At 56.1% G+C, this 16196-nt stretch carries 15 protein-coding genes; 10 read left to right on the top strand and 5 right to left on the bottom strand.

What is annotated here, in order from left to right:
- Positions 1-6 precede the first annotated feature (6 nt).
- Positions 7-1182, bottom strand: a complete 1176-nt coding sequence (gene araJ / locus LA04_RS07175) for an MFS transporter AraJ (RefSeq protein WP_047650992.1) — start codon at positions 1180-1182, stop codon at positions 7-9.
- A 166-nt stretch (positions 1183-1348) separates the two neighbouring features.
- Between araJ and ppk2 the strand changes: the two genes are divergently transcribed.
- From ppk2 to LA04_RS07190, 3 genes are all read left to right on the top strand, one after another.
- On the top strand, positions 1349-2167 hold the full coding sequence (ppk2, locus tag LA04_RS07180; RefSeq protein ID WP_047650993.1) for a polyphosphate kinase 2: 819 nt from the start codon (positions 1349-1351) through the stop codon (positions 2165-2167).
- 102 nt (positions 2168-2269) lie between these two features.
- Complete coding sequence (locus LA04_RS07185; RefSeq protein WP_047650994.1) at positions 2270-2458, top strand: hypothetical protein; 189 nt, start codon at positions 2270-2272, stop codon at positions 2456-2458.
- Positions 2458-2781 (top strand): CcdB family protein, encoded by a 324-nt coding sequence (locus LA04_RS07190; RefSeq protein ID WP_047650995.1) that lies wholly within the window; start codon positions 2458-2460, stop codon positions 2779-2781. The genes LA04_RS07185 and LA04_RS07190 overlap by 1 nt, the downstream gene beginning before the upstream one ends.
- A gap of 72 nt (positions 2782-2853) precedes the next feature.
- Here LA04_RS07190 and fdnI read toward each other — a convergent pair whose 3' ends face one another.
- From fdnI to fdnG, 3 genes are read right to left on the bottom strand one after another with little or no spacing between them, the layout of a single operon-like run.
- Positions 2854-3510: a formate dehydrogenase-N subunit gamma gene (gene fdnI, locus LA04_RS07195; protein ID WP_047650996.1), complete on the bottom strand. Its 657-nt coding sequence runs from the start codon at positions 3508-3510 to the stop codon at positions 2854-2856.
- Positions 3503-4387, bottom strand: coding sequence for a formate dehydrogenase subunit beta (fdxH, locus tag LA04_RS07200; RefSeq protein ID WP_045888248.1), 885 nt, complete (start codon positions 4385-4387; stop codon positions 3503-3505). Before fdxH ends, fdnI begins: the two co-directional genes overlap by 8 nt.
- Positions 4388-4398: 11 nt before the next feature.
- Positions 4399-7446, bottom strand: a complete 3048-nt coding sequence (fdnG, locus tag LA04_RS07205; protein ID WP_152594359.1) for a formate dehydrogenase-N subunit alpha — start codon at positions 7444-7446, stop codon at positions 4399-4401.
- 221 nt (positions 7447-7667) lie between these two features.
- On the opposite strand from fdnG, the gene yddG reads away from it, so the two are divergent.
- Positions 7668-8546, top strand: coding sequence for an aromatic amino acid DMT transporter YddG (yddG, locus tag LA04_RS07215; protein WP_047650999.1), 879 nt, complete (start codon positions 7668-7670; stop codon positions 8544-8546).
- A gap of 629 nt (positions 8547-9175) precedes the next feature.
- Entirely contained in the window at positions 9176-10285 is a 1110-nt protein-coding gene (locus LA04_RS07220) for a porin OmpC (protein WP_047651000.1), read from the top strand.
- A 55-nt stretch (positions 10286-10340) separates the two neighbouring features.
- On the opposite strand, the gene LA04_RS07225 is transcribed toward LA04_RS07220, so the two are convergent.
- Positions 10341-11285, bottom strand: a complete 945-nt coding sequence (locus tag LA04_RS07225; protein WP_047651001.1) for a LysR substrate-binding domain-containing protein — start codon at positions 11283-11285, stop codon at positions 10341-10343.
- Between the two features lie 170 nt (positions 11286-11455).
- On the opposite strand from LA04_RS07225, the gene LA04_RS07230 reads away from it, so the two are divergent.
- Genes LA04_RS07230 through LA04_RS07250 form a run of 5 tightly spaced genes read left to right on the top strand, consistent with a single transcriptional unit; the run spans position 11456 to position 16183 of the window.
- Positions 11456-12406, top strand: coding sequence for a branched-chain amino acid ABC transporter permease (locus LA04_RS07230; RefSeq protein ID WP_047651002.1), 951 nt, complete (start codon positions 11456-11458; stop codon positions 12404-12406).
- 8 nt (positions 12407-12414) lie between these two features.
- On the top strand, positions 12415-13521 hold the full coding sequence (locus LA04_RS07235; RefSeq protein WP_047651003.1) for a branched-chain amino acid ABC transporter permease: 1107 nt from the start codon (positions 12415-12417) through the stop codon (positions 13519-13521).
- Entirely contained in the window at positions 13518-14285 is a 768-nt protein-coding gene (locus LA04_RS07240; RefSeq protein ID WP_047651005.1) for an ABC transporter ATP-binding protein, read from the top strand. Before LA04_RS07235 ends, LA04_RS07240 begins: the two co-directional genes overlap by 4 nt.
- Positions 14278-14997 carry an ABC transporter ATP-binding protein gene (locus tag LA04_RS07245; RefSeq protein WP_047651006.1) on the top strand — a complete coding sequence of 240 codons (720 nt, stop codon included), beginning with the start codon at positions 14278-14280 and terminating at the stop codon, positions 14995-14997. Before LA04_RS07240 ends, LA04_RS07245 begins: the two co-directional genes overlap by 8 nt.
- Before the next feature lie 28 nt (positions 14998-15025).
- A complete protein-coding gene (locus LA04_RS07250; RefSeq protein WP_047651008.1) occupies positions 15026-16183 on the top strand; it encodes a branched-chain amino acid ABC transporter substrate-binding protein in 1158 nt (385 codons plus the stop codon).
- Positions 16184-16196 lie beyond the last annotated feature (13 nt).

Here is a 16196-nt window from a genome sequence, read left to right on the forward strand (position 1 = left end):
AGCCTGTCAGGCTAGCGCGCGAGCGTTAGCCTGAGCCCGTCTGGCCCGCAGGTAACCATAGATCAGCAGTGCACTCATGGCCGAGAACGAGAGTATCGCTGCAGGCAGCGTGACGTAGCGCCAGCTAAAGCCGAAGGTAATCATCATCCCACCAAAGTACGCCCCGATCGCACTGCCGAGATTAAACGCCATCTGCCCCCCTGCCGCCCCCAGCATTTCACCGCCCTTCGCATTTTGCAGCAGCAAAATTTGTAGCGGCGCAGAGAGCGCGAACAGCCCGGCACAGCAGATAAAGCCCATGACCAGCGAGGCCGTTTTCAGTTCACCAAAGGCGAAAAGCAGCAGCAGCGAGGCGACAATCACCATGTCGGTGGTGGCCGCAATGCGCAGCGGGCTAAAACGCCCCGAGAGCTTACCGCTCAGCAGATTGCCCAACACCATGCCAAGCCCCATCAGCATCATGATGGCCGTCATCATCCCTTCTGAATAACCGGAGACGGTGACCATAAACGGCTTAACGAAGCTGAACCACGCGAACACCCCGGCGTTGCCAAACATGGTGGCGGCAAAAATCAGCCAGGGTTCTGGTTTTTTCAGAAAGTGGAACTGCTCGGTCAATTTGATTTCTGATGTGTCGCGGATGTCCGGCACCCAGAGCAGAACCGAGAGGATCACCAGCGCATCGAACACGGCAATCAGAAAAAAGGTATAACGCCAGCTGAACTGGTGCCCGAGCCAGGTCCCCAGCGGAACGCCCATCAGGTTCGCCACGGTCATACCGGCGATCATCCCAGCCACCGCGACCGTCACCTTACCCGGAGGCGCAATTTTAGACAGGATAATCGCCCCGACGCCAAAAATAGCCCCGTGCGGAAAGCCGGAAATCAGCCGCCCCACCGCCAGCCAGAAATAGGACGTGGAAAACGTGAACAGGGCATTACCGACAGCGGACATCGCCACCAGAAACAGCAGCGTGGTCTTTAACGAAAACTTGCCTGAGAACAGCGCCACAACCGGGGCGCCAATCACTACGCCGAACGCATAAAACGAGATCATATTCCCGGCGGAGGGAATCGAAATACCGGTGTCATGTGCCAGCTCGGTTAACACGCCCATAATGCCAAATTCGGCCATTCCGAGGCCAAATGTGCCAAGCGCCAACGAAAAAATTGTCTTTTTCATACTTCAACCACGGGTTAATCACACGCGACGGACATTATTGAATAATCTTGTATGGTGAGCCAGTTCAAATCAGCTGGCTGACAGGTTAATCCATTAATTCAGGTGGATTACACTTCATTGTGCGGCCTCGCTTTTTTCCGCATCGGACAACCTGAGGATGACCATCATGGGAAGCAAAAAGAAAACCAGTGTCGCTGTTGATGTCGTAAAGAACGCTCCGTTAAAGACCAAAGAGTATGAACAAGAGCTACGTCGCCTCCACGTTGAACTGGTTAAGCTCCAGCAGTGGGTCGTCGCCAAAGGGCTGAAAGTGTGTATTGTTTTTGAAGGACGCGACGGGGCTGGCAAAGGCGGCACCATTAAAGCGATCACCGAGCGCGTCAGTCCTCGCGTGTTTCGCGTTGTTGCGCTCCCTGCTCCGACTGAAAAGGAAAAAAGCCAGCTTTACTTCCAGCGCTATGTGCCCCACCTGCCATCGGCTGGTGAAATCGTGATCTTCGATCGCAGCTGGTATAACCGCGCGGGCGTTGAGCGGGTGATGGGGTTCTGCACGGAGGAACAGGCCGAGAAATTTTTAGATGGTGCGCCGGTGATGGAAAAAGCGATGGTGGATGCCGGAATTATCCTGCTGAAGTACTGGCTGGAGGTGACGCCGAAAGAGCAGGAGCGGCGCCTGCGCGACCGTATTAACGATGGGCGTAAGATCTGGAAGCTATCGCCGATGGATATTAAGTCCTTTAACCTGTGGGACGAGTACACCCGCGCCCGCGACGCCATGTTTGAAGCTACCGACACCGCCTGGGCGCCGTGGTTTGTGGCACGTTCAGAAGATAAAAAACGCGTGCGCCTGAACATTATTTCGCATCTGCTTTCGCAGATCCCTTATAAAGAAATACACGTTGAGAAGGTGGATTTACCGAAACGCAAAATCGGCAAAGTCAAACCCACAAAATATCCGTTCCGCTATGTGGAGGAGCGGTTCTGAAATTACTGGAATACGCTTCGCAGAATGTAGATTACCAGGGGATACGGTATTGTTTTTTGTTGGCTTCGGTTAATAATGACCGCACCAACAAAGGAGATGCTGATGACATACCCAGCAGAGCACACCCCCTCCCAACGCGTAAAATCGGCAAAACCGTCGAGCAACACCGCACCAGACTCCGCTGACCCGCGTCAGCAATCAGAAGCGGATCGTTCATTTATTCGCTCAATGAATAAGTTTGTCGAAAAACATGGAACCATTACCGATGATGAGTTTTTCAGGGTGCTATAATGCTGAGACAATTTAATGTTTACCGAAATACATCTGCGGCCACCCGGGATAAGCTTCCCTATTATATGCTCATTCAGGATGATTGTTATGATGATCTTGCCACGCGCGTCATTGTGCCGCTCGCGAGAAATAATAAATTACCGTTATGGCAGAGCCATCTGGCTCCAGGCGTAAATATCGATTTTGAAACATTTCTGATTTATTCGCCAATGATAACCAACCTTAACAATAACAAAATAAATCCTAAAGACTTTGTTTGTAACCTACGCAACGCACGTCATGACGTTATAGCGGCAGTTGATCGTTTATTGACTAACACATGACGCCAGTCGGTCAGGCATTTGCCCTGTCTGCACAAGCGCAGCGCCGCCGGCGCAAAGCCGACGGCGCAGGGTTTACTTCAATCCTTCCGTACTTTCCCGTTTCGCTTCCAGTCGTTCCACATCACGATACCAGCGCGGGTGGTGTTTCTGCGCCCAGCGGCGGCTCACATTCCCTTCAATCATCCCTTTGATCGATCCTTTGACCCAGAACGCCATATACATGTGGATCAGGATGGCGTGGATCAGAATGATGGCAGACGTGGCGTGGATCAGCAGCGCGTAGCGAATCACCTGAATCGGAAAGTAGTGCGCAAAATACGGACGCCAGATAATCACACCGGTCACCAGCAGCACAAAAATCATGCTCATGATGGTCCAGAACATCATCTTCTGCCCGGCGTTGTATTTCCCCACCTTCGCGACCTTATGCTCGTTGCCCTTCAGGACTTCGACGATCCCTTTCACCCACGGGATATCCTGCTTGTCCGGGATGTTGTGGTGGACAAAGCGCACGAACATAAACATCAGCACCACGAAAATAAGCACGCCGAAGAACGGATGCAAAATGCGCCCCATCTGCGGCGTACCGAAGGTCTCGGTCAGCCACTGCAGCGTCGGGAAGAAGAACGAAATCCCCGACACCGCCACCAGGAAGAAGCAGATCACAACCGTCCAGTGACAGGCGCGGTCAACGAACTTCGTGCGCACGATCGTTTTCGACTTACTCATGGTGCTCCTCCTCGTCCTCATCCACCTCTTTGTTTGGCCCGATACCGATGTAGTGATAAATCAGCCCGGCAAAGGTGGCGATAAAGCCCGCCGCCGAGAGCGGCTTAAGCGCTCCTTTCCAGAGGTTGATGGAGGTATCGATCGCCGGATCCTTCGGCAGGTTGTGGTATAGCTCCGGCTGGTCGTTATGGTGCAGCACATACATCACGTGCGTACCGCCCACGCCCTGCGGGTTATAAATGCCCGCATTCTCGTAGCCGCGCGCTTTCAGCTTGTCCACTCGCTGTTGCGCCACGTCGAGCATCTCTTTTTTAGTGCCGAAGTGGATAGCCCCGGTCGGACAGGTTTTCACACACGCGGGCTCCTGCCCGACGCTGACGCGGTCCACGCACAGGGTGCATTTGTATACCCGGTTATCCTCTTTATTGAGGCGGGGGATATTAAACGGACAGCCCGCGATACAGTACCCGCAGCCGATGCAGTTGTCCTGCTGGAAGTCGACGATACCGTTGGCGTACTGAATAATTGCGCCGGCAGACGGGCACGCCTTCAGGCATCCCGGATCTTCACAGTGCATGCAGCCGTCTTTGCGGATGAGCCACTCCAGCCTGCCGTTCTGGTCGGTTTCGCTAAAGCGCATCACCGTCCAGGATTTGGCGCTCAGGTCAGCCGGATTATCGTAGACCCCCACGCAGTGCCCCACCTCGTCGCGGATATCGTTCCACTCCGAGCACGCCACCTGGCAGGCCTTACAGCCCACGCAGGAGGAGACGTCGATAAGCTTAGCGACCTCTGCCTTGTAGTCCCGCGCGCGGGGCGCGGGCGTTATAGGGTTGGTCGCGGAGCGTTTGATAACGTCTTGTGTTTCCATCGCCATTGAATCGCTCCTTACGCTTTCTCGATGTTGACCAGAAACGCCTTGTACTCCGGCGTTTGCGAGTTGGAATCGCCGACGTTTGGCGTCAGGGTGTTGGCGATGTAGCCTTTCTGCGCCACGCCCTCAAAGCCCCAGTGCAGCGGGATCCCGACGGTTTCCACCTGCTGGCCGTGCACGTTCAGCGACTGCAGGCGGCGGGTGACCACAGCCACCGCACGAATAAAGCCACGCTTGCTGCTCACCTTCACGCGGTCGCCGTTGGCGATGCCTTTCGCCTTCGCCAGCGTTTCGCTGATCTCCACAAACTGTTCCGGCTGCGCGATAGCGTTAAGCCGCGCGTGCTTGGTCCAGGTGTGGAAATGCTCGGTCAGACGGTAGGTCGTCCCTACGTACGGGAACTTGTCCTTTTTACCTAAGCGCAGGACGTCGTCTTCGTAGATACGCACCACCGGGCTGGAGACCACGTTCGGATGCAGCGGGTTGGTGCCGAGCGGCGTTTCCATCGGCTCGTAGTGTTCCGGGAAAGGCCCTTCCGCCAGCTTGTTGAGGGCAAACAGGCGTCCCAGCCCTTCCGGCTGCATGATGAACGGCCCGGTGTTGCTGCCCGGCGCGGCGGTGCTGTAGTCAGGGATATCGTTCCCCGTCCACTTCGCCCCGTTCCACTGGATCAGCATACGTTTCGGATCCCACGGCCTGCCGTTTACGTCTGCAGACGCGCGGTTGTAAAGCACGCGACGGTTCAGCGGCCACGCCCATGCCCAGCCCAGCGTGTTGCCCAGCCCGGACGGGTCGGCGTTGTCGCGGTTGGCCATCTGGTTGCCCTGCTCCGTCCAGCTGCCGGTGTAAATCCAGCAGGACGATGCCGTCGTACCGTCATCGCGCAGCAGCGCGAAGCTGTTCAGCAGCTGGCCTTTCTTCGCCACCAGGTTGCCGCTCGCGTCATAGAGATCCGCCAGCGCCACGCCGTTATTCTCCTTCGCGACTTCCTCTGACTCAGGACGATCCGGCTGCTTGTAGTGCCAGCCCATCTTCAGCAGCGGCTCAGCGCCCTTGCCGCCTTCGGTGCGGTACATTTCGCGCAGGCGATGGTAAATCCCGGCCAGGATTTCGCCGTCGTTACGCGCTTCGCCCGGCGCGTCCTGGCCTTTCCAGTGCCACTGCAGCCAGCGGCCGGAGTTTGCAATCGAACCGTCCTCTTCCGCAAAGCAGGTAGACGGCAGGCGGAACACTTCGGTCTGAATCGATGCTGGATCGACATCGTTTGATTCCCCGTGGTTCTGCCAGAAGGTGGACGTTTCGGTCACAAGCGGATCGATAACCACCATGTACTTCAGCTTGCTCAGGCTGCGAACGACTTTGTTTTTGTCCGGGAAGGAGGCCACAGGGTTAAAGCCCTGGCAGATATACCCCGTGACGTCGCCCTTATCCATCATGTTGAAATACTTGATGACGTCGTACGCCTGGTCCCACTTCGGCAGCCACTCAAAGCCCCAGTCGTTCTCCTTCTGTGCCGCATCGCCGTAGAAGGATTTCATCAGGCTGACGTAGAACTTGGGATAGTTGCTCCAGTAGTTCACCTGATCCGGCAGCGTCGCTTTCGGCGTATTGGCCTCAAGATACGTTTGCAGATCGGCCTGCTTTTCCGACGGCAGCGTCAGGTAGCCCGGCAGGCTGGTGGAAAGCAGGCCAAGGTCAGTAAGCCCCTGAATGTTGGAGTGACCGCGCAGCGCGTTTACGCCGCCACCGGCCATGCCCATGTTGCCGAGCAGCAGCTGGATCATCGCCATGGTGCGGATGTTCTGCGCGCCGACGGTGTGCTGCGTCCAGCCAAGCGCATACAGGAACGTGGTGGTTCTGTCGGCGGCGCTGGTGGAGGCCAGTACCTCACACACCTTAAGGAAGTCCGCTTTCGGCGTGCCGCAGATGTTTTCAACCACGTCCGGCGTATAGCGGGAGACGTGCTGCTTCAGCAGGTTCCACACGCAGCGCGGGTGCGTCAGGGTTTCATCACGCAGCGCATAGCCGTTTTCATCGAACTGATAGTTCCAGGACGTTTTATCGTACTGGCGTTTTTCGGCGTCAAAGCCGCTAAACAGCCCGTCATCGAAGGCAAAATCATCCCGCACCAGCAGGTTTGCGTTGGTGTAGTGCTTAACGTATTCCGCGTTAATTTTGTTGTTTTCGATCAGGTACAGCAGCACGCCGGACAGGAACGTAATGTCCGTGCCGGAGCGGATTGGCGCATAGATATCCGCCACCGATGCCGTACGCGTAAAGCGCGGATCGACGACGATAAGCGTCGCATCGTTGTTGTTTTTCGCTTCCATCGCCCAGCGGAATCCCACCGGATGGGCCTCCGCGGCGTTACCGCCCATCACCACCACGACGTTAGCGTTTTTGATATCAACCCAGTGGTTGGTCATCGCACCGCGACCAAATGTTGGAGCAAGACTTGCTACCGTTGGTCCGTGTCAGACGCGCGCCTGGTTGTCTACCGCCAGCATGCCGAGAGAGCGCACAAATTTTTGCGTCAGCATGCCGGTTTCATTACTTGCCGCGGACGCGCACAGCATCCCGGTGGAGAGCCAGCGGTTGACCGTTACGCCCTGGGAGTTCTTTTCAATAAAGTTGGCGTCGCGGTCGGCTTTCATTAATTTTGCAATACGGGAGAAGGCCTCGTCCCAGGAGATACGCTGCCATTTATCTGAACCCGGCGCGCGGTATTCCGGGTAGCGCAGGCGGTTTTCGCTGTGAACATAGTCCAGCAGCCCCGCCCCTTTCGGGCAAAGCGCCCCGCGGCTCACCGGATGATCCGGGTCCCCTTCAATATGGTAAATCGCTTCTCTGGCGTTCTTCGCGCCATCGCCCAGGCTATACATTAAAAGCCCACAACCTACGGAGCAGTATGTGCAGGTGTTACGGATCTCTTTTGCACGCAGTAGCTTATAGTTGCGTGCCTGAGCCAGCGCCATTTTGGGAGCAAATCCCAGCATGGCTGCCGTTGTTCCGGCCATACCGCCCGCGCAGATTTTAAAAAATTGTCTGCGGCTGACGTCCATTGTTGTCCTCGTTTTCATATAAGACTTCGCGCCGCAAACTAACAGCAAAGCCCCTGTTTTTTTTGCGTCAAATCAAGGTCATCTGCTTTCCCCCCCTTAATAGTCACCCCCGGAACCTTTAAATACTCCTTTTTGATTAACGGTTTAAGAGAATAATTGGCGACAGCGTCAGGATGAATGCGATACATTTTTGCTCTGATTTTTATGGCAATGGCGAAGTAATGGACAGAAAGAGAGCAACGCTTATTGGGCTGGCAGCAATACTGCTATGGAGCACCATGGTCGGCCTTATTCGCAGCGTTAGTGAGGGACTGGGCCCGGTAGGCGGCGCGGCGATGATCTACACGCTGAGCGGATTACTGTGTCTGGTGACGGTAGGATTTCCTGATATCAGGCGGTTTTCACCTCGCTATCTTATTGCCGGCAGCGTTTTATTTGTCAGCTACGAAATATGCCTGGCGCTGTCGCTGGGCTATGCCGCAACGCGATCGCAGGCGATTGAAGTGGGCATGGTCAATTACCTTTGGCCAAGCCTGACCATTGTGTTTGCCATCTTGTTCAACGGGCAGAAATCGACCCTGTGGGTGATCCCCGGCCTGGTCATTTCGCTGCTGGGCGTCTGCTGGGTATTGGGCGGTGAACAGGGTTTACATCTTGATGAAATAACCCGCAATATCGTTTCCAGCCCGCTGAGCTACGCGCTGGCGTTTGCCGGGGCATTTATCTGGGCCGCCTACTGCACGGTCACCAGCAAATTTGCGAAAGGACAAAACGGCATTACGCTGTTTGTTTTGCTGACCGCGCTGAGCCTGTGGGTGAAATATTTCCTGAGCGATCCGCCCGAGATGGTGTTCACGCTTCCGGTGGTCGTGAAGCTCGTCATGTGCGGTATCGCGCTTGGGTTTGGTTACGCCGCATGGAATATTGGCATCCTTCACGGTAACGTCACGGTACTCGCTGCCGTATCCTATTTTACCCCTGTCCTCTCCGCCGCGCTTGCCGCCGCAGTGCTGAGTTCGCCCCTCTCATTCTCGTTCTGGCAAGGCGCGCTGATGGTCTGCGCCGGGTCGTTGCTCTGCTGGTACGCAACAAGAAAATAATGCTTCTCCAACGGCCGGGCGAATTTCAGCCCGGCAACATAATTAACATAAATTTAAAGTGTGATCGCTCCTCAGAATATTTATCATAATTATCGTATTTCCGTTTAAATTCGGTTTATATTTGGCGTCTTCTGTAAACGGCCGATAAGATAATTGACACAAACTGACAACGCTGTGAAATTAATCAACCGCGAATATTAACGCCATGGATAGCAATGAGTGCAATAATTCATTTGTGACGTGTTCATGGTAATATTCGCAATATACGTCGTAATTTACCCCTAACCTACTGTTATTAAGTCAAAACAGTAATAACACCCCTCTCAAAGCATCGACAATACCGAAATCTAACGCAATAGATTAAAACACGCAGAAATTATAGCGATAGCAATAGTCCCGCAGAATACATAATAATTAATCGTATGAAATTCGATCGCATTGTTTGAATAATCGCCTTTTTGCACGATCGAGATCACACTAATTGAAATTATCTCTAATATTTTGAAACTTATTATTGAAATAAGACTACGAGATTTTTAAAAATAGCATGCCATTGACGAGCAGCCTCGTTTAGAAATCGTTCACAGTGGTTCAGGAAATACTCAAAAAAATTATAAGGAACATTTAAGATGAAACTTAAATTAGTTGCAGTGGCAGTCACTTCCATGCTGGCAGCAGGCGTTGTTAACGCTGCCGAAATTTACAACAAAGACGGTAACAAACTGGATCTGTACGGTAAAGTAACAGGTCTGCACTATTTCTCTGATGACGCTGGCGCAGATGGCGATAAAACCTACATGCGTATCGGCTTCAAGGGCGAAACCCAGGTTAACGACCAGCTGTCCGGCTACGGCCAGTGGGAATACCAGATTCAGGGTAACAAAGACGAAGGCGACAACCAGTCCTGGACCCGTGTGGCGTTTGCAGGTCTGAAGTTTGCTGAAGCAGGCTCCTTTGATTACGGTCGTAACTACGGCGTGATTTACGACGTGACCTCCTGGACCGACGTTCTGCCAGAATTCGGCGGCGACACCTACGGTGCCGACAACTTCCTGCAGTCTCGTGCAAACGGCGTTGCGACCTACCGTAACCAGGACTTCTTTGGTCTGGTTGACGGCCTGAACTTTGCTCTGCAGTATCAGGGCAAAAACGGCAGCGTAAGCGGTGAAAACACCAGCGGCCGCAGCCTGCTGAACCAGAACGGCGACGGTTACGGCGCGTCCCTGACTTACGATCTGGGTGAAGGCTTCAGCGTGGGTGGCGCAATGTCCTCTTCACGTCGTACCGCTGACCAGAATGCGGCTGGCGTATACGGTGAAGGCGACCGCGCGGAAGTGTACAGCGGTGGCGTGAAATACGACGCGAACAACATTTACCTTGCTGCGCAGTACTCTCAGACCTATAACGCAACCCGCTTCGGTACCTCTAACAACAAGCGTACCGACATTTACGGCTTTGCAAACAAGGCGCAAAACTTCGAAGTTGTGGCTCAGTATCAGTTCGACTTTGGCCTGCGTCCATCCATTGCTTACCTGCAGTCCAAAGGTAAAGACATCGAAAACTTCGGCGACCAGGATCTGGTTAAATACATCGATGTTGGCACGACCTACTATTTTAACAAAAACATGTCCACCTACGTGGATTACAAAATCAACCTGCTCGACGACAACCAGTTCACTCGCCAGGCAGGCATCGGTACCGACAACATCGTTGCGCTGGGTCTGACCTACCAGTTCTAAATCTTGTCTGTACAAAAGCCAGCTGAATAAGCTGGCTTTTTATTATCCGTCGCTTTTACCCGGATGACGGCTCCCCGCTCGCCGCCCGACGCAGCCAGTTTTGCAGCAGCTTACCGTCCTCGGTCATCTCTGAATCCGAACGCACGCAGAGGTGATAGTCGCGCCCGTCATCAATGGGTAAGTCAAATATCTTCACCAGCTCGCCGCTCTCAAGATAAGGCGCGATCAGCGGCTCGCGCATCAGCGCGCAGCCCAGCCCGGCCTGTACGCCCGCCAGCGACAACAGCCCGTCTTCAAACAGAGGGCCGCTGCGCCGCAGAGCTCGTTTTACCCCCTGCAGCAGAAACCACTGCGGCCACGTGGTGCGCTCCTCATCATGCAGCAGCGGCATTTGCAGCAGTTGCTCAGGCGTGTCGATATGGCCATGAATGCGCAAAAACGCGCGGCTGCACACCGGCACCATCTGTCCGGAAATCAGCTTTTCGCTCTGATAGCCCGCCCACTGGCCGTTACCAAAACGAATCGACATATCCGACGCATCGCTCAGATAGTTACGGTGGTTGGCATACACTACGTTGATCTCGGTCTGCGGATTGGCACGCATAAAATCAGGCAGACGCGGGATAAACCACCCCATGCCAAAAAGCGGGATCAGGCTGATGGTGACCTGACGCGTTTGCGCCTGCTCTGCCAGATGCTCCGTTGCCTGGCGCAGCACGTTAAACGCCGCACGGATCGAGCGGTAATATTCCCGTCCGTGCTGGCTCAGCACCAGCCTGCGCCCCTGACGCTCCGTCAGCGGCATTTGCAGATACCCTTCGAGCACCTTGAGCTGATGGCTGACCGCCGACGGTGAGATATCCAGCTCCTGCGCGGCAAGCGTGACGCTGCCCAGCCGGGCGATGGCCTCAAAGGCACGGACGGCCCGAAGCGGCGGATCGTTTGCCAGACGGCTGTCTGCATACGCAGGCAATCCCGCCGATTGTTCTGTTTTATTCATATGTTGATTTCTTTAGGCTTTTCACCTGAAAATGCGATTACATTATCTTTATATAAATCATTAAGATAAAACAATATCGGATTATCATAAGAAATAATATATGTGTATTTTACAATTAAATTCATTTATTGGATGGTAGCCGCAGAAAGAAGACTTTTCGGGAACAGACGTTGGATACACTCATACAACAACTGATCAACGGTGTGATGCTGGGAAGCATTTATGCGCTGATCGCGCTGGGCTATACCATGGTGTATGGCATCTTGCGCATTATTAACTTTGCTCACGGCGATATTCTGATGGTCGGTGCGCTCACCACCCTTTCCGCCATTAACGCCCTGAACACTACCTTTCCTCACATGCCGCTGCTGTTGCAGCTTGGCGTTGCCCTGGTGATTGCCATGGCCGTTTGCGCCCTGCTGGCAATGGCCGTGGAGCGCTTTGCCTATCGTCGACTGCGCAACGCCCCGCGCCTGGCACCGCTTATTTCGGGTATCGGCGTCTCGGTCCTGCTGCAAACCGTGGCGATGATTATCTGGACGCGCAATCCGCTGATGTTCCCGCAGATCCTGCCCATGGAACCGATCGCCGTGACGTCAGGAAGTGAACAACATCCCCCCGCCATTGTGACCGTCACCGGCATTGTTACCGTGGCGCTGGCGCTTGCGGTGATGACGGGGCTATGGCTGCTGGTGGAATACACCCGCCTGGGCCGCGGCATGCGCGCCGTGGCGGAAAACCCGCGCGTGGCCACGCTGATGGGGGTTAATCCCAATGCCATTATTACCCTGACGTTCGCCATTGGCGGCGTATTTGCCGCGCTGGCAGGCGTCATGATGGCCAGCAACTACGGCAACGCCAGCTTCTCGATGGGCTTTTTGCCCGGGATCAAAGCCTTTACCGCCGCCGTGCTGGGAGGCATTGGTAACATTCGTGGCGCAATGATTGGCGGGATCCTGCTCGGCATCATCGAAGCGCTGGGCGCAGGCTACCTGGGTGAACTGACCCACGGCGTCTTCGGCAGCAACTATCAGGACGTCTTTGCCTTTATGGTGCTGATCCTGGTGCTTGTCTTCCGTCCGGCAGGCCTGCTGGGCGAGCGCGTAGCGCACAGGGCGTGAGGGAAACAATGACAACGCTTCAACTACAAACCCCGGCGGCGACGGGCAAATTCTGGTCAGGCATGGTTCTGTTCTGCCTCGCGCTGTTGGTTGCCCCCGTGGTAGCCACGCAGCTTGGCGGCAACTACTGGGTACGCGTTATCGACTTCGCCCTGCTCTACATCATGCTGGCGCTGGGGCTTAACATTGTGGTGGGCTATACCGGCCTGCTGGATATGGGGTTTATCGCCTTTTACGCGGTCGGCGCCTATCTCGCCGCGCTGATGGCCTCGCCACACCTGCTGGAGGTTTTCCCGATCCTCAACGTCTGGTTCCCGGACGGGCTGCACACCGCATATCTGCTGATTATTCCGCTGGCGGCGCTCGTCGCTGCGGTCTGCGGCATTTTACTGGGCGCTCCCACGCTGAAGCTGCGCGGGGACTACCTGGCGATAGTGACCCTCGGCTTTGGCGAAATCATCCGCATCCTGATGCGCAACCTCGACCGTCCGGTGAACATCACCAACGGTGCAAAGGGCATTACGGGGGTGGATACGCTGAATCTGTTCGACCTGAAGTTCAGCGGCGTATACCACTGGTTTGGTTTCAAAGTGCCCGCCCTGTGGCTGTGGTACTACCTGCTGATACTGGTGATTGTGGCGATTATTTTTGTCTGCCTGCGCCTGCAGCATTCCCGTATTGGCCGCGCCTGGCACGCCATCCGTGAAGATGAGGATGTGGCCCGCGCGATGGGCATCAACGTGCGTAACTATAAGCTGCTGGCCTTTGCGATGGGTGCCTCTTTTGGCGGCGTGGCGGGTGCCCTGTTCGGCGCGTTTCAGGGCTTTGTCTCCCCGGAATCCTTCACGTTACAGGAATCCATTGCCGTGCTGGCGATGGTGGTGCTGGGCGGGATGGGACACATTCCGGGCGTGATCCTCGGCGCGATACTGCTTACCGCCCTGCCAGAACTGCTGCGCAGTCAGGCAGCCCCGGTTCAGCAGGCGCTGTTCGGTACGGTACTGATTGACCCGGAAGTGCTGCGTCAGCTGTTCTACGGCCTGGCGCTGGTGCTGGTCATGCTGGTGCGTCCTGCCGGGATCTGGCCGGTACGCCACAAGGAGGTGAATACATGAGTCTGTTAACCGTACGCAACATGTCAAAACGCTTCGGCGGGCTTACCGCCGTGGATGACGTTTCGCTCGCCGTGAACAAGGGCGAGATCTACGGCCTGATTGGTCCTAACGGGGCGGGAAAAACCACCTGTTTTAACCTGATCACCGGGCTTTATCCGGCGGACAGCGGTGAATTTTCCATTGCCGATAAGCCCTATTTTCCAAAGCACATTGAGAAAGTCACCGCCGCCGGGATCGCGCGCACCTTCCAGAACGTGCGTCTCTTTAACGACATGTCGGTGCTGGAAAACGTGATGGTGGGACGCCACGTGCGCACCCGCAACGGCCTGTGGGCCGCGCTGAGCCGTCACAAACGCGCTCGTAAAGAAGAGAAACAGACCCGGGAGCTGGCCTGGCACTGGCTGGAGTACACCGGCATTGCGAAGTTCGCCCACTACCGCGCCTGCGATCTGGCGTATGGCCATCAGCGCCGTCTGGAGATTGCCCGCGCGCTGGCAACGGATCCGCTGCTGCTGGCGCTGGACGAACCCGCCGCCGGGATGAACGCAGCGGAAAAAGTGGCGCTCGGCGAGCTGCTTATCCGACTGCGCGATGACGGCAAAACCCTGCTGATGATTGAACATGACGTCAAGCTGGTGATGGGCATCTGCGATCGCCTGACGGTGCTTGATTACGGCAAAACGCTCGCCAGCGGCACGCCGGAGAGCGTGCGTCGCGACCCGGCAGTGATCGCCGCCTGGCTTGGAGGCAACGCCCATGTCTGAATTACTGAAGGTTGAACGTGTGGACGTGCATTACGGCGGCATTCAGGCCGTACGCGATGTCTCTTTTACCCTGCACGAGGGCGAACAGGCTACGCTGATCGGTGCTAACGGCGCGGGGAAAAGCTCCACCGTGCGCGCCATTACCGGGCTGGAAAGCTTTAGCGGCCGTATTGAATTCAACGGTAAAGCGGTGCGTAAGCACAGGCCCGAAACCCTGCTCCGTGACGGTCTGGTGATGGTCCCGGAAGGCCGGGGGATCTTCTCCCGAATGACGGTGCTGGAAAACCTGCAGATGGGCGCCTGGCTCAGGCGTGACACTGTCACCGTTAAGCGCGAGATGAACGAGATCTTCGAGCGCTTCCCGCGCCTGGGCGAACGCCAGCATCAGCTCGCCGGCCTGCTGTCCGGCGGTGAGCAACAGCTGCTGGCCCTTAACCGCGCCCTGCTCAGCCGCCCGCGCCTGCTGATCCTCGACGAACCCTCGATGGGCCTTGCCCCGAAGATGGTCGAGAACATTTTTGCCGTCATTGCCGGCCTGCGCGAGCGCGGCGTTGCCCTGCTGCTCATCGAACAAAACGCACGTCTCGCGCTGGAAGTCACCGACAGCGCGTGGGTGATGGACAGCGGCAGCATTGTTCATCACGGCGAATCGAAAGCGCTGCTCAATGACGACCAGATTGCACAGATTTATTTGGGCGAGATGCCCGTTTAACAACACCAGCCAACATCAGGGAAATACAATGAAAACAGTAAAAATCAGTGCGCTCAGCGCCGCTATCCTCCTCGGCAGTTTTGCCTCGACGGCCGCGTGGGCAGCCGACAGTGAAACCGTGGTTATCGGTCTGGCAGGCCCGCTCACCGGCCCGTCTGCCCGTATCGGTAAGGATCTGGAGAATGGCGCGCAGCTGGCCATTGCCGACATTAACAAGCAGCACCCGACCATCGGCGGCAAAGCGGTGACCTTCAAACTGCAGTCCGAAGACGATCAGTCCGACCCGCGCACCGCCGTGGCCGTGGCGCAGCGTCTGGTGGATAGCGGCGTGGCGGGCGTTGTCGGTCACTGGAACACCGGTACCAGCATTCCTGCGGCACGCGTCTATCACGATGCGGGCATCGCACAGGTGGCACCGGTCGCGACCGGTCACGCCTATACCAAACAGGGTTTTGATACCAGCTTCCGCGTGATGGGCCACGACGACGACGGCGGTCAGCTAGCCGGCCAGTACGCGGTCAATACGCTGAAAGCCAAACGCATTGCGGTGATCGACGACCGTACCGCCTTTGGTCAGGGACTGGCGGACCAGTTCATTAAATCCCTTGAAGCGCAGGGCGTGAAGGTTGTCGATCGTCAGTACGTTGATGACAAAACGGTGGACTTCAGCGCCGTGCTGACCGCCATCCGGAGTAAAAACGCCGATCTGATCTTCTTCGGCGGCGTCGACAGCCAGGCCGCACCGCTGGCGCGTCGTATCAAACAGCTGGGCATGAACGCCACGCTGATGGGCGCAGGCGGATTTGTCAGCCAGACGTTCCTGCAGCTGGCGCAGAAAGAAGGCGAAGGCGTGGTGGCGCTGGAGCCGGGTCTGCCCGTTGACCAGATGCCGGGAGGAAAGTCATTCGAACAGGCTTATCAGTCTCGCTACCACACCCATATCGAACTGCACGCCCCGTTCGCCTATGACGCCACCCGCGTGCTGGTTGCGGCGATGGAAAAAGCAGACTCCGTTGAGCCGTCCGACTATCTGCCCGCCCTGCGCGCCATTAGCTACTCCGGCGTCACCGGCCAGATCGCGTTTGATAAAGAAGGTAACCTGAAATCGCCGTCCTTCACCGTTTACAAAGTTGTCGACGGCAAATGGCAGCCGCAGACCGTGCTGGGTGGCGCAAAAGCGAAGTAACGCAGCGAGGGCA

The sequence above is a fragment of the Enterobacter sp. UCD-UG_FMILLET genome (genome assembly GCF_000762975.1).
GTDB classification, from domain to species: domain Bacteria; phylum Pseudomonadota; class Gammaproteobacteria; order Enterobacterales; family Enterobacteriaceae; genus Enterobacter; species Enterobacter dykesii.